The organism is Glutamicibacter sp. MOO4 (assembly GCF_056934395.1).
This window is the reverse complement of sequence record NZ_CM167800.1, coordinates 3,468,371-3,489,137: the sequence shown is the minus strand read 5'-3', so window position 1 is coordinate 3,489,137 and position 20,767 is coordinate 3,468,371. Positions and strand designations below refer to the sequence as shown.

The 20,767-nt window shown below is 55.4% G+C and carries 18 protein-coding genes and 3 tRNA genes; 8 read left to right on the top strand and 13 right to left on the bottom strand.

Translation table 11 applies throughout. The features are described from left to right. Positions 1 to 91: 91 nt before the first annotated feature. On the top strand, positions 92 to 745 hold the full coding sequence (gene phoU, locus AC1Z3F_RS16360; protein WP_131090394.1) for a phosphate signaling complex protein PhoU: 654 nt from the start codon (positions 92 to 94) through the stop codon (positions 743 to 745). A gap of 93 nt (positions 746 to 838) precedes the next feature. On the opposite strand, the gene AC1Z3F_RS16355 is transcribed toward phoU, so the two are convergent. The 4 genes from AC1Z3F_RS16355 to AC1Z3F_RS16340 form a co-directional block, all read right to left on the bottom strand. Beyond that, positions 839 to 1,141 (bottom strand): DUF4193 domain-containing protein, encoded by a 303-nt coding sequence (locus tag AC1Z3F_RS16355; RefSeq protein WP_131090395.1) that lies wholly within the window; start codon positions 1,139 to 1,141, stop codon positions 839 to 841. A gap of 199 nt (positions 1,142 to 1,340) precedes the next feature. Further along, on the bottom strand, positions 1,341 to 2,087 hold the full coding sequence (locus tag AC1Z3F_RS16350; protein ID WP_131090396.1) for a phosphoglyceromutase: 747 nt from the start codon (positions 2,085 to 2,087) through the stop codon (positions 1,341 to 1,343). 129 nt (positions 2,088 to 2,216) lie between these two features. Further along, positions 2,217 to 2,528 (bottom strand): DUF2516 family protein, encoded by a 312-nt coding sequence (locus AC1Z3F_RS16345; RefSeq protein ID WP_262198443.1) that lies wholly within the window; start codon positions 2,526 to 2,528, stop codon positions 2,217 to 2,219. Positions 2,529 to 2,582: 54 nt separating this feature from the next. Next, positions 2,583 to 3,740: a trans-sulfuration enzyme family protein gene (locus AC1Z3F_RS16340; protein ID WP_444612725.1), complete on the bottom strand. Its 1,158-nt coding sequence runs from the start codon at positions 3,738 to 3,740 to the stop codon at positions 2,583 to 2,585. Between the two features lie 123 nt (positions 3,741 to 3,863). On the opposite strand from AC1Z3F_RS16340, the gene tmk reads away from it, so the two are divergent. The 4 genes from tmk to AC1Z3F_RS16320 all read left to right on the top strand — a co-directional run bounded on the left by tmk (position 3,864) and on the right by AC1Z3F_RS16320 (position 7,384). After that, the gene (tmk, locus tag AC1Z3F_RS16335) at positions 3,864 to 4,517 is read left to right on the top strand and encodes a dTMP kinase (RefSeq protein ID WP_131090399.1); all 654 of its coding nucleotides are present in this window, start codon (positions 3,864 to 3,866) and stop codon (positions 4,515 to 4,517) included. After that, the gene (locus tag AC1Z3F_RS16330) at positions 4,514 to 5,668 is read left to right on the top strand and encodes a DNA polymerase III subunit delta' (protein WP_262198445.1); all 1,155 of its coding nucleotides are present in this window, start codon (positions 4,514 to 4,516) and stop codon (positions 5,666 to 5,668) included. The genes tmk and AC1Z3F_RS16330 overlap by 4 nt, the downstream gene beginning before the upstream one ends. Before the next feature lie 23 nt (positions 5,669 to 5,691). After that, a complete protein-coding gene (locus tag AC1Z3F_RS16325; RefSeq protein WP_483566230.1) occupies positions 5,692 to 7,230 on the top strand; it encodes an alpha/beta hydrolase in 1,539 nt (512 codons plus the stop codon). 82 nt (positions 7,231 to 7,312) lie between these two features. Further along, positions 7,313 to 7,384, top strand: a tRNA-Thr gene (locus AC1Z3F_RS16320). Positions 7,385 to 7,454: 70 nt separating this feature from the next. On the opposite strand, the gene AC1Z3F_RS16315 is transcribed toward AC1Z3F_RS16320, so the two are convergent. The 6 genes from AC1Z3F_RS16315 to AC1Z3F_RS16290 form a co-directional block, all read right to left on the bottom strand. Then, positions 7,455 to 7,775 carry an EthD family reductase gene (locus tag AC1Z3F_RS16315; protein ID WP_131090401.1) on the bottom strand — a complete coding sequence of 107 codons (321 nt, stop codon included), beginning with the start codon at positions 7,773 to 7,775 and terminating at the stop codon, positions 7,455 to 7,457. A 99-nt stretch (positions 7,776 to 7,874) separates the two neighbouring features. Next, positions 7,875 to 8,717: an aldo/keto reductase gene (locus tag AC1Z3F_RS16310; protein ID WP_131090402.1), complete on the bottom strand. Its 843-nt coding sequence runs from the start codon at positions 8,715 to 8,717 to the stop codon at positions 7,875 to 7,877. A gap of 68 nt (positions 8,718 to 8,785) precedes the next feature. After that, positions 8,786 to 9,235 carry a hypothetical protein gene (locus AC1Z3F_RS16305; protein WP_131090403.1) on the bottom strand — a complete coding sequence of 150 codons (450 nt, stop codon included), beginning with the start codon at positions 9,233 to 9,235 and terminating at the stop codon, positions 8,786 to 8,788. 147 nt (positions 9,236 to 9,382) lie between these two features. Then, positions 9,383 to 9,574: a YbdD/YjiX family protein gene (locus tag AC1Z3F_RS16300; RefSeq protein ID WP_131090404.1), complete on the bottom strand. Its 192-nt coding sequence runs from the start codon at positions 9,572 to 9,574 to the stop codon at positions 9,383 to 9,385. A gap of 2 nt (positions 9,575 to 9,576) precedes the next feature. Next, entirely contained in the window at positions 9,577 to 11,820 is a 2,244-nt protein-coding gene (locus AC1Z3F_RS16295; RefSeq protein WP_483566229.1) for a carbon starvation CstA family protein, read from the bottom strand. 101 nt (positions 11,821 to 11,921) lie between these two features. Further along, positions 11,922 to 12,899 carry an NAD(P)H-quinone oxidoreductase gene (locus AC1Z3F_RS16290; protein ID WP_131090676.1) on the bottom strand — a complete coding sequence of 326 codons (978 nt, stop codon included), beginning with the start codon at positions 12,897 to 12,899 and terminating at the stop codon, positions 11,922 to 11,924. A gap of 62 nt (positions 12,900 to 12,961) precedes the next feature. Between AC1Z3F_RS16290 and AC1Z3F_RS16285 the strand changes: the two genes are divergently transcribed. Next, a tRNA-Ser gene (locus tag AC1Z3F_RS16285) sits at positions 12,962 to 13,049 on the top strand. A gap of 47 nt (positions 13,050 to 13,096) precedes the next feature. On the opposite strand, the gene AC1Z3F_RS16280 is transcribed toward AC1Z3F_RS16285, so the two are convergent. Next, a complete protein-coding gene (locus tag AC1Z3F_RS16280) occupies positions 13,097 to 15,112 on the bottom strand; it encodes an FAD/NAD(P)-binding protein (RefSeq protein WP_131090406.1) in 2,016 nt (671 codons plus the stop codon). Between the two features lie 57 nt (positions 15,113 to 15,169). Between AC1Z3F_RS16280 and AC1Z3F_RS16275 the strand changes: the two genes are divergently transcribed. Beyond that, positions 15,170 to 17,257 carry a prolyl oligopeptidase family serine peptidase gene (locus AC1Z3F_RS16275; RefSeq protein ID WP_131090407.1) on the top strand — a complete coding sequence of 696 codons (2,088 nt, stop codon included), beginning with the start codon at positions 15,170 to 15,172 and terminating at the stop codon, positions 17,255 to 17,257. 63 nt (positions 17,258 to 17,320) lie between these two features. After that, positions 17,321 to 17,412 (top strand) — tRNA-Ser (locus tag AC1Z3F_RS16270). A 154-nt stretch (positions 17,413 to 17,566) separates the two neighbouring features. Here AC1Z3F_RS16270 and AC1Z3F_RS16265 read toward each other — a convergent pair. Together AC1Z3F_RS16265 and AC1Z3F_RS16260 are read right to left on the bottom strand one after the other, a co-directional pair. Continuing rightward, the gene (locus AC1Z3F_RS16265) at positions 17,567 to 18,481 is read right to left on the bottom strand and encodes a hypothetical protein (protein ID WP_131090408.1); all 915 of its coding nucleotides are present in this window, start codon (positions 18,479 to 18,481) and stop codon (positions 17,567 to 17,569) included. Positions 18,482 to 18,511: 30 nt separating this feature from the next. Further along, the gene (locus tag AC1Z3F_RS16260; protein WP_131090409.1) at positions 18,512 to 20,632 is read right to left on the bottom strand and encodes a RecQ family ATP-dependent DNA helicase; all 2,121 of its coding nucleotides are present in this window, start codon (positions 20,630 to 20,632) and stop codon (positions 18,512 to 18,514) included. Between the last annotated feature and the right edge of the window lie 135 nt (positions 20,633 to 20,767).

Below are 20,767 nucleotides of genomic sequence, written 5' to 3'. Positions count from 1 at the left end.
CCTCCACCATGCCATAAATCTGTTTTGGGGCGGTTGGCCCGTGCATGCAGGCCACCGATTGGCATGGGACCGACACTCGAAAGGAACTGCTATGCGCAAGGTTTTTCAGGCAGATCTACAACAAATCGGCGAAGAACTCATTGAGATGGCCAATCAGGTCGCTACCGCTATGGATCACGCATGGGATTCGTTGGCCAATGCCGATGTGGATCTAGCCCAGGAAGTCATCGCGGCTGACGCGAAAATTGATTTCCTCCAGAACCAACTAGATGAACGTGCCATCGATACCCTCGCACTTCAGGGACCGGTAGCCAGCGATCTACGCATGATCGTCGGCTCGCTGCGAATGAGCGCTTCGCTTGAGCGCATGGGTGACCTCGCACGCCACTTGGCTCAGCTAGCCCGCTTGCGCTTCCCACAGCCAGCGATCCCAGAGAAGATTTCTGCAACCTTTGCTCAGATGGCTGCGATTGATATTCAGATCGCCAAGGAAGTTGCCACGCTTCTTGATACTCGTGATTTGGCCATTGCGGCCAAGATTATTGAGCTGAACCATGAGGTGGACCGTTTGCACTCCAGCGTCTTCACGCAGATTGCTGCCGATGATTGGGACGCCACCGCACCAACCACCGTGGATGTTTCGTTGACCAGCCGCTATCTAGAGCGCTTCGGCGATCATGGTGTCTCCGTGGCCCGCAAGGTCACCTACCTGGTGACCGGCGAATGGGATCCGTCCGACGCCTAAACAGCGTATTTGCCTAAAAGCGAAGGCAGCCCACCAATTGGTGGGCTGCCTTTAGCATTCCGGCGCATTATTAGCGCCAGCGTAGAGCGGCTTTTAGCCTTCGCACTCTACGCAGAAACCTACGTTGCCTTCTTCGCGTACCAGCTGGGAGCGGTGGCGAATTAAGAAGCACGAGCCACAAATGAACTCGTCCTCTTTCTGTGGAATGACGGTGACCGTCAATTCCTCGTTGGACAAATCTGCACCTGGCAGATCCATTCCATCAGTGTGATCGGCTTCGTCGAGCTCGCGCACCACGGACTTTGCGTCCGGTGCGTTTGCGGACTTAACCGCATCCAGAGAAGCCTTACGTGCCTCAGCAACGTCTGGGCGGACTTCATCGTAATCAGTTGCCACGAATTGCATTCCTAACGTGAGCCATTGAGCCTATTCGAAATAGGAGATTACAGCATACTAATGCCAAAAATACAATCGTGTGCAGTTGTTTCGCTCACAGCCGTTGTTCCGCACCTCTTGCCGATCTTAAAGTCAGAACGGCGGCACCGAAGTTCAAAAGCCTAAGCCCTTGAGTTTCGGTGCCGCCGAAAAGTGCGTTTTACTTGCGACCCTGGTTCGCGACTGCCTTGATGGCGTCAGCTGCTGCTGCAGGATCGAGGTAGGTTCCTCCAGCGGTGACCGGCTTGAAGTTGTCGTCCAACTCATAAACCAATGGGATACCGGTTGGGATGTTCAGCCCAGCGATATCCGCATCGCTAATGCCGTCCAAGTGCTTAACCAGCGCGCGCAGCGAGTTGCCGTGTGCGGTGACCATGACGGTCTTGCCAGCGCTCAGATCAGCCTTGATGTTTTCTTCCCAGTAAGGAAGCATGCGGTCAAGAACATCCTTGAGGCATTCGGTCCGCGGAGCGTTATCGCCCAGATCGGCATAACGCTCATCGTTGATCTGGCTGAATTCCGAGGAATCATCAAGTACTGGTGGTGGGGTGTCGTAGCTACGACGCCATTCCATGAACTGCTCTTCACCGTATTCTGCCAAGGTCTGAGCCTTGTCCTTACCCTGCAGCGCACCGTAGTGACGCTCGTTCAGGCGCCAGTCGCGGTTCACTGGGATCCAGGAACGGCCAGCAGCTTCCAACGCGAGGTTAGCGGTGACAATTGCGCGGGTGAGCAACGAGGTATGCAGTACCTCTGGCTTGTACCCTGCTTCTGCAAGTAGTTCGCCACCGCGCGAAGCTTCAGCGCGGCCCTGTTCGGTCAGTGATACGTCGTACCAACCGGTGAATAGATTCTTTTCGTTCCATTCGCTCTGCCCGTGGCGAAGCAAGATCAAAGTGTGACTCATACAATCTATCCTAGCCAATACTGGTACCCGGATGCGCCAAGGTTAAGGACTACTCAATAATTGAGAAGACCCGCACCACCGTTTTGACGGGGTACGGGTCTTCAAAAATCTTTGGTTACTCAGCTGGCTCTAGTAGTTGTACCAGCCGCCGCCTTTGCCACTCACGGCAGGCTTTACATCGGCAAGGTAAACACACGCAATGCAGGCACCGATGAGCTGAAGGAAACCGATTCCGCCAGCGCTGAAAACGCCAAGCAAGGAAACTACGACGCTGGCGATGGTCAGCCCGGTCCAGAAGCCCTTGGTTCGTTTGCCTTCTTGGGCAAAGCGCTGTGTACCTTGGCCTAGGCAATCGATGAGCGCCCACAGCGCAAGGACTAAAATAACTACGCTCAGGGCCAACATCAGGTACTGCTCAATGCTTTGAGCGACAAACATCATTGACATACCTTCACTCTACCTTTGGCCTTTGTCGATTTTGGGCACTGCCACACCTCAGAGCTGTTCCAGCGCCTGCGAAAGATCAGCCCAGAGGTCCTCAACATCTTCGATACCCACCGAAAGTCGGATCAGGTTTTCTGGAACACTCACCGGTTCTGAGGCGTGCCGGGCCCGACGTTCAGCCAGGGTCTCCACCCCGCCCAGCGATGTTGCGCCGGTGATCAGCTTAAATGCACCGATGACCTTGTCGGCGCCGTCAGCGCTGCCACCGACTTGGAAGGCGATGACCGCACCAAAGCCACTCATAAGTTTTGCTGCGCGTTGGTGCCCCGGGTCTTGTTTAAGTCCGGGGTAACGCACGGCTTGAACGTTGGGGTGTTCGCTCAAACGTTCGGCAAGGATCTGGCTGTTACTCTGTGAACGATCCAGACGCACCGCCATGGTGCGCACACCACGCAAGGCTAAGAAGGTATCCATCGGTGAAGCGATAGACCCGTGCAGGGTTCGGTAACCGTGCACGGTGTTGTGCAGCTTTTCATCACTGGTGACTACCGCACCCATGATGACATCGGAGTGGCCCGAGAGGTACTTGGTCACCGAGTGGACTACTACATCGGCCCCTTGGGTCAACGGCTGCTGCAATAGCGGGGTGGCAAAAGTATTGTCCACGATGGACAAGATTCCACGCGCCTTGGTTTCTGCAAGAAGTACCGGGAGGTCTGCAACTTCAAGCATAGGGTTGGTCGGCGATTCAACCCAGAGCACGTGCGCGCCTTCCAGCGCGGCGATGACCTCGTCGGTATCGGCGATGTCTACCGGGCGGACGATCAAACGACCAGCGGCCTCCAGCTCGGAGGTTAACGCCAGCGAACCGTTATAGGAGTGCTTTGGCATAACCAGCACTCCCCCGGCTGGAACCAAGTTCAAGGCGGCAGCGATCGCGGCCATACCCGAAGAGAAAACCAGAGCCGGTCGCGCGGCAGCTTCCAGCTGACCCAATACTTCTTCAAAGGGATCCCAGCTCGGGTTGGAGAATCGTGCGTAGACACGTTCGTCAGCAGCAGCCAGACCCTGGGAGTGATACGTGGAGGTGAAAGTCACCGGGTAATTCACCGGGGCGTCAACGGCGTGAGCCGGTCGGCCACCTGCAACGATGAGGGTCTTTGGGTCCCACGCTGGGCGGGATGCTGATGGCGTGCTGCTGAAGTTCATGAGAAAAACTTTACGCTCAGCACGGGCACGTCCACGGATCGGTTTCATTACATTTCGAGATTTACCGTCCACAGCATGTGGGCGCATGTCAATGATTGGCTTGACCTTGGATAGGCTAGAGGGGTGAGTAACAAATCGAGCGCGCCGACCCCTGGGCTGTTCATCGTATTTGAAGGTGGCGACGGAGCGGGCAAGTCCACGCAGGTGGCCATGGCCCAGCAATGGCTTGAAGCCCGAGGGTCAAAGGTCATCACCACCCGTGAGCCAGGTGGAACCCAAATTAGCGAGTCACTGCGCTCTTTGGTACTCGAACATGGCCACGGTGAGATCGATTCTCGCACCGAGGCACTGATTTATTCGGCGGCCCGTGCCGCCCACGTACAACAGCTGATCACCCCGGCGCTAACTGCCGGCAGCCACGTTATTTGCGACCGTTTTGTTGATTCTTCCTTGGCTTATCAGGGAATGGGCCGAGCTCTTGGCTTTGAGGCCGTGGCCCAGATTAATGACTTTGCTACCAACGGGCTTAAGCCCGATGTGACGATCATTTTGGATATTTCTGCCGCTGACGGTCGTGCTCGACGGGTCGCTGCCGGTGGTGGTGTGGAGGCCGCGGACCGTCTGGAAGCTGAGCCCGACGACTTCCACGAACGCATCCGCAACGCCTTCTTGGACTTGGCTGCTCGCGAACCAGATCGTTACCTGGTACTAGATGCCACCGGTACCGTCGAAGAGCTGCACCTTGCTATCACCACGTACTTAGCGAGCCTGTTGTGAGTCGGCCGGTATTTGCAGATCTCGCCGGGCAGCAGCGGGTTATTCAGACCCTTACCGCCGAAGTTGACCGAGGTAATCCCACCCACGCTTGGCTAGTCACTGGCCCTCCCGGGTCAGGCCGTACCACCGCCGCTCGCGCCTTTGCCGCTGCGCTGCAGTGCACGAACAGCCCTGCTGGTTGTGGTGAGTGCGAAAGCTGCAAACTAGTGCAGTCTTCGGGACACCCGGACGTGTCCTTTATTTCTACGGACAAGTTCGAGTACCAGATCGCCGATGTCCGTCACCTGATCACCCGGGCGCAGGAAAGCACTAGCACCGGACGCTGGCGAATCATCATCATCGAAGATGCCGATCGTATGTCTGAACGAAGCACCAACGTCCTGCTTAAGGCCATCGAAGAGCCTCCAGCACGGATGATCTGGATCCTCTGCGCTCCGTCCCCGGCTGACGTACTGGTGACCATCAGGTCGCGTTGCCGTGCGGTGAACCTTTCCGTTCCTTCAACCCAAGATGTGGCGGATCTTTTGGTGCGCCGCGATGGGCTCGATGAGCAACAAGCCATGTTTGCCGCCAGGGTTTCGCAGTCGCATATTGGTGTTGCCCGGTTGTTGGCTCGGGACGAGCAGGCCCGCATCCAGCGCGAAAAGGTAGTCACCCTACCGTTGCGCACCACCACCCTGCCTCAGGCAATGGCCGCTGCCGCGGAAATCTCCAAGCTTGCCACCGAGCGTGCCGAAAATATCACCGGCACCGATCTGCAACGCAAAACTGAACAGCTTCGTCACGCCAACGGAATTGGTCCTGAAGAGACCATTCCCCCAGGGTTGCGTAGCCAGTTTAAGTCCTTGGAAGAGGACGCTAAGCGCTTTGCTCGACGTGCCAGTTTTGATGCGCTGGACCGAACGTTGACCGACTTAACTACGTTTTTCCGTGACGTATTGAGCATTCAGCTTGGCACCGGTATTGAGTTGATCAACGAACATCTTCGCGAAAAACTTGAAAACTACGCTCGCGGACAAAACACCGAGAAATCATTAGCACAGCTTGACGCGATCAATCAGACGCGTAGCCGTCTGGCTGCCAACGTTAATCAACTCATGGCACTTGAAGCCTTGATGACCCGGTTGCTACCGCAGCCGGGCCGCCGCTAACCCCACTCAAGGAGACACTTAAAGTGCCTGTACGCTCGCTCAAAATGCAGTTAGCAGCCGTGGGGTCCGTTCTCGCCCTGATCGGTCTAACCAGCTGCTCAGCCGGATCATCCGTTCCAGAAGCCGATGGAACCAACGCAGCACCGAGCGCAAGTAGCGCAGCGGCCCCCAAGGGGCTGGAAACCTACTACTCCCAGGAGCTCGACTGGAAAGACTGCGGAGATGTACTTGAATGTGCAACGCTCAAAGTTCCACTGGATTACTCCGACCCCTCGGGTGAGAGCATCGAGCTTTCGTTGAACCGTCGCGCCGCAGAAAACGCCTCGGCGAATTTACTGATTAACCCAGGTGGCCCTGGTGGCTCGGGCCTGGACATGGTCGAATCCTCGGTCCAGTCCATGTTCAGTGAGGATCTGCAGGCCGCTTACAACATCATCGGATTTGATCCACGTGGTGTGGGTAAGAGCTCCCCGGTGACCTGCCAAACCGATGCCGAAATTGATCAGGGCCGCCAAGAGAACTTGCGTGCTTGGTTGCCCGAGGATCAAACCCAAATCATCGAAGAAACCGATGACTACGCGGCGGACTGCACGGCCAACACCGGCGATCTCTTGGGACATGTTGACACCGTTTCGGCGGCTAAAGACATGGACGTCATCCGAGCAGCACTGGGTGATAAGCAGCTGGACTACCTAGGGTTCTCCTACGGGACGTTCTTGGGCTCAACCTATGCGGATCTCTTCCCTAAGAAGGTTGGACGCTTTGTGCTCGACGGCGCCATGGACCCAACCAGCCAGGCATCTGATCTGACCAAGGCACAAGCTGTTGGATTTGAAAACGAGATCGACGCATGGCTTGCCCAGTGTGTTGAGTCGGAGGATTGCCCGTTCAGTGGAAGCGTCGCCGAGGCGAAGGTTCAACTACAGCAGTTCTTCGCTCAGGTGGAAAACCAGCCTATGGTCTCCAGCGATGGCCGCACCGTTCCAATCATCGACTTTGTTAACGGTTTCATCTTGCCGCTCTATGACAATTCAAATTGGCCATACCTGACCGAGGCGATGGCTTCGGCTGTTAATGACGGCAACGTTGATAGCATTCTGGGCTTCGCCGATATAGCTGCTGACCGCCAAATCGACGGAACTTACTCGTCAAATTCTTCAGACGCTTTTACCGCCATCAATTGCTTGGACCGTCCGATGAACGCCAATAGCGATGCCATGAGCGAGGAAGCCACCGAGCTGATGCGCGTGGCCCCCACGCTTGGCAAGTACCTTTCTTACGGTGAAATCGCATGCGACGTGTGGGATCACAAGGCCTCGGGACATGCTGAAGAGCTGAATGCTCCGGGTTCAAATGAGATTCTGGTCGTTGGTACCACCGGAGACCCGGCAACCCCGTATAAGTGGTCGCAGTCGTTGGCCAAGCAGCTAGATAATGCTACGTTGTTGACCTACGAAGGTCATGGTCACACCGCCTACGGTCGGTCCAACGACTGCATTACTGACGCCGTTGATGGCTACCTCATCGATGGGCAGGGTCCAGCAGCAAATTCTCAGTGCTGATTGGGCATGTTCGTGTCATTCTCGTTTTGACGATCAGACAATTCCTCGGATAAAGTGACGTGGTGCCTGTTTGCAGGTACAGGCCTCCTTAGCTCAGGGGTAGAGCAGCTCCCTCGTAAAGAGCAGGTCGCCGGTTCAAATCCGGCAGGGGGCTCATGTGACGAAAAACCCGGAATCGTGCGGTGCACGATTCCGGGTTTTTCGCTTTCTAAAAGACGTCAATCTCAGACGTTGCTACCGCCAGAAACAGTGTAGTCGAGCGTAATCGCTCCACCGGTTGCGTAGTTGGGAACGTCTGCGGCAACAGCCTGACCTTCAGGAGAACTCATAGCTGCTCGGAAGTCATCTACATCGTTAAACTCGGCCTCAAAAACAGCGAAGTACGGGGCAGGGTTTCCCTTGGCATCTGGCGAAACATTCGTTGTGTAACGCCATGAACGCAACTCCGGAAGCTTCGTAGCTAGTGGCAGGTGAGTCGACTCGTAGTACTCGATGAACGCGGCGCGATCTACCGGCTCGGGATATAGAACGATGAGCTTATGCATGGTGTTTTCTCCTCATGAGCGCTGGTTTGAGCGATGGTGTAAATGTGGTCCTTGGCTTCAGATGAAGCCAAGGACCACATAGTTACTTAGGACTGAGCTTTACTCGAAGTCAGCGGTTGCTGGATCGGCTGCAATACGACCTTCTGCACCTCGGTCCAAGGTAGCAATTGCTTCGATATCTTCAGCGTCAAGCTTCACGTTCAAAGATTCGAAGTTCTCCACGATGCGTGAGTCAGTCACCGACTTAGGGATCACCACGTTACCCAATGCCAAGTGCCAAGCGATGACTACCTGCGCCACCGTTGCTTCGTGCTTTTTAGCGATCTCGGCAAGCAGTGGTTCCTTGAGCAGGTCTCCGCCCTGGCCCAGCGGGGACCACGCCTGGTGCAGGATGCCATGCTCTGCTTCGTAGGCGCGAAGTTCTGCCTGCGGGAAGTATGGGTGGGTTTCAACCTGGTTGATCACTGGGCGAACACCGGTTTCGGTGTACAGCTCTTCAAGTGCTTCCTTGGTGAAGTTGCAAACACCAATGGACTTGGCCTTGCCGTCCTTCTGAAGCTGGATCAGTGCCTTCCAAGTATCCACGTAGGTGCCACGCTTGGGCTGCAACCAGTGAATCAGGTACAGGTCTACATATTCCAAGCCAAGACGTTCCAGCGATGCGTCTGCTGCAGCGATGGTCTTGTCATATCCCTGATCTGCGTTCCAGACCTTGGTGGTGATGAAAAGTTCTTCACGAGCAATTGAGCTAGCGGCAACGGCACGGCCTACGCCGGCTTCGTTTCCGTAGATCTTCGCGGTGTCGATGTGACGGTATCCAGCTTTCAGCGCCTTGCCGACAGCAACTTCTGCTTCCTCGTCTGCAACCTGCCAAACGCCGAAGCCCAGCTGATCGATGGTGTTTCCGTCGAGGAACTTACTTGATGGTATTGATTGGGTCATGAAACCAACTTAGTTCACGAATCGACCCAAATTCTAGGATCACCGCTGAACTGATCGGTAATTCTCAATTATTCATTATTAGCGAACATTTGGGCCGCTCGGCTGACATCTTCCTTAACCAACCGTGCACGGTGTTGCACCGAGTTGATATCAATTTGCCCTCCGGCTTCGGCCTGCATTCTCATCATCGCAATGACCTGTGCGGTGGTGGCCAAATCGTTGGCCGACTTGGTGAGACTGCGGTGAACGCCTGCGGTGGCTTGCGGGATCTGCTCGTCGTCGCTCGGCGTGATTCGCTGAGCGGTAGAACAGATCTGACGAACCGTTGGCAACAGGTCGGCCATCTCATTGGCCTCTTTCACCAGCTGGTTATACACCTGGTCATCTGCAATTCCCTCGATCACTTGGAAGACCCGATCCAATGAACGCTGGAACCGGTCGTGGGCGCGACGCCAGACGCCCTCGCCAAGTTCGCGAGTGGCTGCGCGCTGCGCGCGAAGTCGTGAAAAGAACGCCATGACACTTCTCTACCAGAGATGAACAAAGATCAACGCTTCTAGCCTACCGGGAGCGGAGCACCAGCAAGCTTGTGAAAACGACATAAAACGAAACCGGCCTCGATCCATCCGCCAATGCAGATAGATCGAGGCCGACACGCAGTGCACCTAGCAGCAACGCCCTTCAGGGTTTTTTTCTTGCCAGTCGGTGTAGTCCTTCCAGAACTCACGCTCGTTCATTGGTTGCTGATCAGGATGATTACGTTGGTGGTGCTCCAGGTAGTGCTGATACTTATCGGCACCAAGAACCCCATCAACAAATCTTTTGGCCTGTCCCAATCGCTCCAATAACGAGGCCACGACTAGTGTCCGCCGCGCTGAATTTGAGCTTCGGCCGGAACTTGCTTCCAAGCCTTCTCCAGTTCCTTCTCAGCAGGTGAAGAAATCAGACCAGCTGGTGCGTACATCTTCGATGGCACAGCGCGATCTTCGGTATTGTTTCCGCCTCCGTTGCGCTTTGCCTTGATGGTGGTAAGAATCGCAGAAACGATCACAATCGCAGTGAGCAGCAAGAACAATACCGAAAGCCATCCCTGAACTCCGGTGTTGCGTACCACTGCTTCCATGGCTTCAACAGTCTTGGCCGTTCCCAGCGAGGTTTCGCCGTTGGCCAGCGCCTCTTTGTAGGCGTTGTGGTTCGCGAAGTAGCCCACCTTGGTGTTGGTCGAGAAGATCTTCTGCCAGCTCGCAACGAAGGTGACTGCGACGGTGAAGACCAACGGAACAGCAACCACCCATAGGTACTTAAAGTTGTTCTGCTTGGCGATGATCGCCATAACCACTGCCAAGGCAATGGCGGCTAGGAGCTGGTTAGCGATACCGAACAGTGGGAAGAAGGTATTGATGCCGCCCAGCGGATCGGTCACGCCGAGGATAAGGATGTATCCCCAGCCGGCCACCATGATTAGCGTGCAGATCCACACCCCGGGACGCCATGAGGTGTTCTTGAACTTAGGGAAGAAGTTACCGATGGTGTCCTGCAGCATGAAGCGCGCTACACGGGTACCAGCATCCACCGCGGTGAGGATGAACAGTGCTTCAAACATGATTGCGAAGTGATACCAGAAGCCCATCATCGCGGTGCCGCCGAACCACTGATGCATGATGTGCGCAATGCCCACTGCCAAGGTTGGAGCGCCACCGGTACGCGAAACCACGTTGGTTTCACCGACGTTGGTGGCCAGTTCGGTCAGCGTATTGGGCTGCAGGTTGACGCCGGATAGCCCCAGCGAGTTCACAAAAGCTACCGCGGTTTCCACGGTCCCACCGGTGGCAGCCACCGACGAGTTCATCGCGAAGTACACACCACGGTCAATCGAGATCGCAGCGACCAGAGCCATGATGGCAACCATGGATTCCATGAGCATGCCACCGTAGCCCAAGAAGCGGGTCTGCTTCTCCTTCTCGACGAGCTTCGGGGTGGTTCCCGAGGCGATCAACGCGTGGAAGCCAGACAAAGCACCACAGGCGATGGTGACAAACAGGAATGGGAAGATGTGTCCGCTAACCACCGGTCCGTCGGCGCGTCCGGCGTACTCGGAAAATGCTGGAACGGAGATTTCAGGGCGAACAATGATGATGGCCAGAGCCAGCAGACCAATCACACCGATTTTCATGAAGGTGGAGAGGTAGTCGCGTGGAGCCAACAGCAACCATACGGGCAGCACTGCGGCGATAATACCGTAGATGATGATGGCCCAAGCAATGGTGGTGCGATCCAAGTGGAAGAATTCAGCACCCCACGGCGATTCAGCAATCCAGCGACCGGAGACGATTGCGAACATCAACAGCGCAAAGCCGATGACGGAGATTTCCAAAACCTTGCCCGGGCGGATGAAGCGCAGGTAAACACCCATGAACAAGGCAATCGGGATGGTCAGGCCCACAGAGTAAACGCCCCATGCCGATTCGCCTAGTGCATTAACCACAACCAGCGCCAAGATGGCGGTAATGATGATCATGATGGTCAAGGTGGCAATCAAGGCCGCCGTGCCACCAACTAGTCCAAGCTCTTCGCGGGCCATCTGACCCAGCGAACGTCCACCGCGACGCATCGAGAAGAACATCACCAGGTAGTCCTGCACCGCACCGGCGAGCACCACACCAACAATGATCCAGATGGTGCCTGGCAGGTAGCCCATTTGGGCTGCCAAGATCGGGCCGACCAGTGGTCCAGCACCAGCGATAGCCGCAAAGTGGTGACCAAAGAGCACTCGGCGGTCGGTTGGCACAAAGTCACGACCGTTGTTTACGGTCTCCGCGGGGGTCGCACGGAAGTCATCAGGCTTTGTAATCTTGCGCTCGATGAATTTCGAATAAAAACGGTAAGCGATCAAATAGGTAGCAACGGCTGCAAAAACAAACCAGATTGCGTTGATGGTTTCCCCGCGCGAAAACGCGAGGATTGACCAGGCGATGCCACCGACCAGTGCGATAGCGATCCAGACGGCGATCCGCAAAGGAGTCCAACGTTTTTCTTCGTGTTGGGCAACTTCGGGATCAACGCCTGCTGGGGGCAAGGTATTTTGGGCACTCAATGCGAGCATCCTCCTCAAGACTTAGCAAGTGATGTGCGTGACTGCCCTTTATCAGACCGGTCACACCGTTATGGCTACTGTGTCACTTTACGCGCCTGAGGAAGTTTCGGCTAAACCTTAACGACGATTTTTCCGGTGTGCTCACCCGAGTCGAAATACTCATGTGCACTGGTCAGATCGGAGAACTCGAAGGTCTTGGAGACGTTGATAGACAGTTTGTCCGCTTCGACCAACGGCAGTACCCGTGCGACGGTCTGCTTAATGATCTGAGTCTTTTCATCCAGCGGTCGAGCGCGAAGCGTCGTGGCGATCACCCGTGCGCGCTTAGCCAGCATCATCCCCAGATTCAGTTCAGCCTTGGTACCACCCTGAAGTCCGATCACGACTACTCTGCCTCCAACGGCGAGCGCCTTGATATTACTCTCTAGGTACTTGGCGCCGATAACGTCAAGAATCAGGTCCACACCTGCCCCGTCGGTCAGTTCTTTGACCCGCTGTTCAAAATCTTCTTCGCGGTAATTGATTCCCTCATCCGCTCCAAGCTGTGCGCAGTACTCCAGCTTTTCTGCTGAGGATGCGGTAACAAAGACTCGGGCGCCGGCCGCTTTGGCCAGCTGGATGGCCATGGAACCAATGCCGCCGGCCCCGCCGTGGATCAGCAAGGTTTGGCCTTCAGCTAGACCGCCCTCGATGAAGAGGTTAGAAACTACCGTTGCGGCAACCTCGGGTAGCGCCGCTGCATCGGTGCTCGAAAGATTCTCTGGGATATTGATGAGCAGCTCGGCGGGCACGTTGACGTACTGGGCGTAGCCCCCACCTGCTAACAAAGCCGCCACGCGCGTTCCTGTGCTCCAGCCGATGACGCCCTCTCCGAGTTCCACGATCGTCCCGGAGACCTCCAGACCAGGGATGTCACTAGCCCCGGCAGGTGGCGGGTAGACGCCCTTGCGCTGTTGCACGTCGGCACGGTTCAGGCCGAATGCTTCAACCTTGATCAGCACCTCACCTGCGCCTACCTTTGGAATCGACCTTTCGGTGAGTTCGATAACCTCTGGTCCGCCACCACCGTTGTAGATATAAGCCTTCATCGATTCACTCACGGATCTCAATTCCTTTCATCGGGGGTTCATGCCGTATACTTTTTCGGGTTGGATGGTTGTCCGAGCGGCCGAAGGAGCTGGTCTTGAAAACCAGTAGGCGGTAACCCCGTCTCATGGGTTCAAATCCCATACCATCCGCGTATTGAGTGAGGCGGGCTGATCTTAGGATCAGCCCGCCTCACTGTTTAAATTCGTTCTGTCGGCAAGCCTTCGCCTACTAAGAATCCTGCCAGACGCGCTACTTCGTTGGCCACATGGGTGGCATCTTTCAGCGTTCTAGCTGCGGGATTGTTCAGGTCTCCTGCTTGAGCAGCAATCGCTGTCCCCCACTGAGCTGAGGACAATTGCAGGCCCAGCACAAAAATACCGCGGTGGGCGAGGCCTTCGGAGTTGACCAGACGGTACGGTTCGCCGACTACATCAAAGCCGGACCCCGGAAGGGTTTCACCTTCTGAGTTACGCCACGTGTGCACACGTCCCACATGATCGCTAAGCAATTGTTTGATCAGGGGGGTGTTGTTTTGTAACACTCTGTTGCTTGGCATCATCGCTTCGCACATAGTTCGGGCAGTATGCACTTCAGCATCAACCCAAGGTGATGACGCGGTGAATTGGCCAGAAACCTCATCAAAGGTGAATTCAGGTTCCGGGCCAACAAAGGTCACGACCCCAGCGCGTGAGAGTGCCAGTAACTGTTCAATACGTTCTAGCGGTGGGCCGGAGGCCAGCCCCTCCACCAACGGTTCAAAGTGAGCTTGGATTTCTTCAATTCTGGACTGCTCATCAACTACGCCGTTGACGATCAGTTCCTTGACCAGCATTCGTCCCGCATTCATCGTCATGATCGCGCACGACAATGGATCGTCCAGTCCTCCGGCGCTGTGCTGTGCGTTGTCAACTAGATAGTCTTGTACAGCCTTCTGGTACTCCTCGTTGGAGGCAAACCCGATCTCTTCAAAAGGCTTTGCGAGCTTCGGGACGTCCAACCACTGAATTTCGGGGAATTGCGCAATGAACTTCCGCAATTCTCCCAGCCATACTTGGCTACCTTCTCGGTGTTCGGCAGACAAGATGTTATCTACTTGTTCAATAAATCCTTCGGCCGAGAAACCCTCAGGGACTCCACAACTTTGGGCGCTCTGTTGATAGTAGGCAAAGAGCACATCTCGATGCAGGTTGGGCCAGATATGACGGGAGAACTCCAAAGTGGCCTGCGGATTGGTGGACCTCAGCTCGGCCAGATGACCGATCAAGTCCGGCACGTCAAAGAACCGTAGCTCGATTTCTTCTGGGATGAACTGATCAACTACTGGCTTACCCCAGTACGGAGTGCCACGTCTGGAAGCAACAATTAGTTCTGGTTCTCTTCCCGCGGCGACGTATTCCAACCGGTGACCTGGATCAGTGGAAACCTCACGGAAAAGCCCACCGCGCCCCAGCGTTAGCTCTGCCATGGTGTCAAAGAAATTTAACCCCAATCCGCGGATCAGCGCAGGCTGACCGGGGGCAAATTGATCAAAGTCCATATCGGCAGGAACATTAGGACCAAGGTATACAGCCCCGGATGTAGTTGCTGCTTCTTGCAGCTGCTTCTGCCATGGATTCAGGTCAGCACTTTGGTGCCCCAAAGCAAGGACAACTGCGTCAACCGCCATCATCTGCACTTCAGAACTACCAGCAGTTCTTTGGAACTCCAGCTGATATCCGCTACCTTCTGGCCTCACAGCCAAAACTTCAGCTGCCACATGTTCTACGCTGAACGACTCGTGCGCTTGAAGGGCAGCACAACTGCTGTCAAAAACGTGTTCGAGGTACTCGCCGTAGATGGCTCGTGACGGGTAAGTGCCGGCATCTATGTTCTTGATGCTCTTGGCATGCTCTTCGGTGAGTTTCCGTCCATCACCGTGCAGTTCCACAAACTGTTGAAAGCTCAACCCAGGCTCGACTGAGGTACGTTCTGGAGCCACCGTAGGGAACGAAGCTGGGGTGTTCATCCAGAAGTTCTCGGACTGGTGCGGATTCCAGACGTGCCCTGAGCCGGGACGGAAGGGATCCAAAACCACGATCTTGAGATTGCCGTCTTTGGGCGCTAGCTTCGAGGACAGGTCAGCAAACCTTTCCACGACGCTAGTACCGCGCGGACCGGCCCCGACGACAGCCAGGGTGTACTCATTCTTGAGGTTCTGCATTTTGGTGCTCACCCCTATAGGTTATTACCTTTAGGCCAGCTCACGAGCCCTAACGCATAGACTATGCCCATGACTGACCAAGTTTCTGATGTAACCGGTACCGATCCATATTCTTGGCTTGAGGCAATCCACGACGAGACCGCGCTGAGTTGGGTGCGTGAGCAGACGGCGCGAACTGAATCTGAACTCTATGACACTTCATTCGATCAGCAGGTTCAGCAGATCAAAACGGTGCTCGACGCTCAGGACCGCATTCCCATGGTGAGCAAGCGTGGCGAGTACTATTACAACTTTTGGCGCGCTTCAGAACACCGCTTGGGCTTGTGGCGCCGCACCACTTGGCAGTCCTACCTCAGCGACGAACCACAGTGGGAAATCTTGTTGGATCTTGACGCCTTGGCGATCAGCGAAGGACAGGAATGGCACTTTGCCGGTTCCTCATTGCTGCGTCCCCAGGGCGCGGAACCTTATGAGCGCGCGCTACTGCGTCTGAGCCCCGACGGCGGCGACCAGGTACGCATTCGAGAATTCGATTTGAGCAGCAAGTCTTTTGTTGAAGACGGGTTTGATTTTCCCGTGGCCAAAACTCATGCTTCCTGGATTGACCGGGATACCTTGCTTGTTGGCTCTGCGGGCAGTGAGCAATTCACTACCCGCTCCACTTATGCCAGCACCCTGCGCCGGGTGGGCCGAGGTGTAAGAATTGAAGACGCCCCGGTGATTTTCGAGGTCAAAAAGGACCATGTTGCGGCGTTCGGCTACTTCGATTCCACACCCGGTTTTGAGCGTGTGATCACCACCGACGCCATCGACTTCTACCGTTCGCGCACCGGTTTCATCCTAGAGGGCGCACACCACGTAATTCAGGTTCCCGATGATGTTCAGGTGAGCTTGCACCGCCAGTGGGTTCTGTTCGCGCCGCAGACCGATTGGGAGCACCAAGGCCAGATCTTGGTTGCAGGTTCGTTGGCCATTGCCCGGCTAGAGACATTTCTTGAAGACGGAACCATCGACAAGGTGCTATTCGTCCCTGACGGGAGCAATGCCCTTGAAGGACTGAGCTTCACCGCGAATTACCTTTTGCTTACTGTGTTGCAAGATGTTGCGTCGCAGGTTCGAGTCATCAGCCTGACAGAGAATTTCAATGAAACGCTGATGCCCCTAGCGGACCCGATGCTCAATATTTCCGTTGGAGCCGTTGATGACGAAGATGAGACCGCCGCAGATGACTACTGGATGACCATCACCGGGTTCATCACTCCCACCACCTTGTTGCGTGGGACTGTGGGCTCCCACGGCACCGTAGTGAAAAGATCGCCTGATCGTTTTGATGCAACAGGTCTGGAAGTCACACAGCACTTCGCAACGTCGGCGGACGGGACAAAGGTTCCATATTTCCAGGTAGCACCGGAAAATTTGGTTCTTGACGGGAAAAATCCTGTGCTCATGGATGGCTACGGTGGATTCCAACACAGTATGACTCCGGGTTATGCCGCAGCTATGGGCGTAGGTTGGCTTTCGCGCACGAATGAAACCGACCGCCGTGCGATCTACGTAATGACCAATATTCGAGGAGGCGGCGAATACGGTCCAACGTGGCACCGTGCGGCTCTTCGGGAAAAGCGTCACCGTGCCTATGAAGATTTTGCGGCCATCGCAGAGGACCTAGTGACACGTGGCGTAACCAGCCGCGAGCATCTATCGGCCACAGGACGCTCCAATGGCGGATTGCTGATGGGCAACATGATTGCTGGCTACCCGCAACTATTTGGTGCTATTTCTTGCGGTGTACCGCTTTTGGATATGAAGCGTTACACACAGCTGGCAGCGGGTCATTCATGGATCGCTGAATATGGCGATCCAGAGAAACCCGAGGATTGGGAGTTCTTACGTACTTTCTCCCCGGTGCATCGACTCAGTGACCAACCACATCCGGTTGATGACTATCCAGCGACTTTGATTTGGACCACAACTTCTGATGACCGGGTCGGCCCCTCGCAGGCGCGCATCATGGCCGCCAAGATGATGGACCTAGGCATCAAAAATGTGCGGTATCACGAGCCTGAAGGCGGTGGCCATGCAGGTTCGACGGACAATGAATCAACGGCGAAAATGCTTGCCACAAGTTACGAATTCCTGTGGCGAAAAGTGCATTAGCTCTCTCGTTTTGGAACACTCGCCTATCTTCAGGTAGGCTAGATTCTGCTGGAAACAGCGGATGGACACGTGCCAGAGCGGCCGAATGGACTTCACTGCTAATGAAGGGTCGGGCTAAAACTCGACCGGGGGTTCAAATCCCCCCGTGTCCGCCATAAAACCCCTACTTAGGTAGGGGTTTTTTGTTTCTGCAGGGCATCGCGATACCCGCCTGCACCAACAATTACTTGATACCAAAAAGGACGCCTCCGAGCATCATGCTCAGAGGCGTCCTTTGAGGGTTAACGGCTTCGGCCGCCAGTGCCTAAATCAGTCATTGCGCTTCACGAAGGTCTGCAGCATGTTCTGCACAATATCCTTAGGTAGCGAGGTATGACGGACGATAATTTCTGACATGCGATCAAGGTCCGTATCGGCAATGGCTTCAAATAAGGCTTCACGGTCAGCTTCAGGCAGTTCCGCCGCGTCAAAGTGAACGGGACCGTCTGGGCCCTGTCCTTCGAATTTGAAATCAGCAACATTGCCGTTGGCACTGGCACCGGACATTGGCGAGGTCGCTATCATCCGCTCCAAGTCATCAACTGGCAAACCGGTGTAGCCGTGCAAAATCTTTGCCGCTTCTTCAAAGTTTGAATCGCGGAGCATGGAGAAGAGCTGATCATACTCATTGGGCGGAAGCTGTTCGCTGGAGAATTCACGGCTTTCGCCGTCAAGTTCGAAGGCCATTTTGAAGTGAGTCGCACTTGGCTCGTTTTCGGAACCGAACTGTTCACTCCACTCGCTAGGTACAATCCAGGTATCAGCGTCCGAACCTAGTGTGGCCTCTTGCTCATTACCGCTAGCAGCTTCTCGGTCTTCCCGTTCAACCTGAGCTTCCAGCTTGTCGCTCAAGGCCTGAATTTCAGCGTCGTCCGATGGTAGCTCCTTAGCCGGGGCAACCTGAGGGTATTTATCGAGGCTGCGAACCGCGATGACGCAGTCTTTCACCGATTCACCGGTAGCCGCGCGATAGTTTTGCACGGCCCCCATCACGTCGCCTTTAGCAAGATTGCGGTAGACGGAATTGCGGGCAGAATCATCTAGTTTCGCGTTGGCAGCTTCAGCCACTTCACGGGAGATAGCTTGCGCAACCTGCGCAGAGTTTTTCTTCCGTAATGCCTGCAGACCGAAGTAACCCAAGGCAATCACTGCGATGATGACAACGAGCCAGATGATAATTTCCATACCTCCAGACTACTTCTTTTAACTGTGCAATTACCCGGCTACGCCCAAAGTGAAAGGCAGGACACCCGGCGCGCCAGCAATTCGTAAAGCCCGCCCAGCCATAGCGATCGACCAGCGCGAATCAACAAGATCATCCACGAGCAAAACCGGACCCGGCGCACCCGAAACCAATTGTTCCAACGCAGCTGGAAGTTCAAAGGCATCTGCCACCGCAGCAACGCGGAATGCCGAGTTACCTCCGGAGCCATTTTGTGGGCCGGAGCCGCGGTACTCAAGCTGACCTAGATAGCGCAACCGGCCAACCTCGGCCAGGCTCTGAGCCAACGAGGTAATGAGTTGTGGCCGCTTATTTGACGGCATGGCAACCACACCAACGGGCCGTTCTTCCCAATTCCATTCGGCTAGTACCTTGATGCAGGCATCCACCATTGGCTTATCAATGGGATTATCGGTGGGGTCGGCAAATAGTTGACGCAGTCGATTGCCCCACCCGAGGTCGGTAAGACGAGCCAATGCCCGTCCATTGGAGATCTGCTCATCAACCGGAATTTTTCCCTTGAGCGTGTATCCCAAGCGGTCCAAACCCGATGGGTAGAGCTTACGTGGTTCAATCGGGATTCCCACGCGGCCCAGCGCCGCTTGGGCGCTGTCCTTAGAGTCTTCAGGAATATGATCGTCAAACCAGACACCGGCACAGTTATCGCAGCGTCCACATGGTACCGAACGCGGATCATCCAAGGCTTCGGTCAAGAATTGCATGCGGCACCCACGAGTATTTTCGTAGGTGACCATCAGCGTTTGTTCGTGCACCCGGCTCTGGGCCACACGCTTGTATCGTTCCGCGTCGTAGCTCCACGGCATGTCGGTGCGCATCCATCCGCCTGCAACACGTTCCACCGCGCCATCAACTGCTAGTACCTTGAGCAACAGCTCCAGAGGAGAACGGCGCAGATTCACTGCGCTTTCCAACGCCGGCACGCTCATCGCCCCGTCGGTGCCTGCTAGCGCTTCTAGTACTTGGGTGGCACGGACTTGGTCCGGCATGGAACTGGTCGCAAAGTACTCCCAGATCTCCGAGTCATCTGGGCCAGGAAGCAATAGAACATCCGCATTCACACTGCCACGACCGGCACGACCCACCTGCTGGTAGTAGGCCACCGGAGAGCTGGGTGCGCCAATGTGCAGCACAAATCCGAGGTCTGGCTTGTCAAAGCCCATACCAAGGGCGCTAGTTGCGATCAGCGCCTTAACCACATTGTTTTTTAGTGCTTGTTCTAGCCGTTCGCGTTCCTCTAGGTCGGTGCGCCCGGTATAGGCCGCGACTTCATGACCAGCTTCGCGCAACAAGCGAGCAATATCTTCGGCTGCAGAAACGGTCAGCGTGTAGATGATGCCTGAGCCGTTAAAATCATTGATATGGCTGAGCAACCAGGCCAATTGCATCCGTGGAGAAGGCAATCTCAGTACGCCAAGTCGAAGTGAATCTCGCGCAAGGGTGCCACGCAAGGTGAAAACTTGCTCGGTCCCGCCGGCCAGTTGTTCAGCCACATCTTCTACGACGCGACTGTTGGCAGTTGCGGTGGTGGCAAGAACAGGAAGGCCCTTAGGCAACTTGGCAATCAAGTCTCGGATACGCCGATAGTCGGGACGGAAATCATGGCCCCAGTCTGAGATGCAGTGGGCTTCGTCAATAACCAGCAGACCTAGTCGTTGCATCAGCATTGGTAGCTGTTGCTCGCGGAATGATGGATTATTCAGGCGTTCTGGCGACACCAGCAGCACATCAAGTTCGTTGCGTTGCAGCTTTTCAAGAATCTCGCGCCATTCGAGCACGTTGGCTGAGTTGATGGCGGCGGCCCGTACCCCTGCACGCTCGGCCGCGGCCACCTGATCACGCATGAGAGCCAGCAATGGAGACACGATCAAGGTGGGCCCATAACCCTGCTCACGCAAAAGGAGTGATGCGATGAAGTAGACCGCTGACTTTCCCCAACCGGTGCGCTGTACAACCAGGGCACGACGACGTTCGGCCACCAAAGCTTCGATTGCTTCATACTGGCCGTCGTGGAATTGTGCCTCGGGGTTTTGCACCAGAGCGCGCAGTTTCTGCAGAGCCAGGGTTTTCAGATCCACTTGCATTGAGCCATCCATGACTTCAGTATTTCAGTTTCCTCCCCTGAATTAGGATCCAGACGTGGCGATTTGTGCACTAACAACGTTTTGGACAGCATCCAGAGCCCGATTTAGCGGAAGTGTTAGGCATTTCCCATCCACAATCGCCCCATT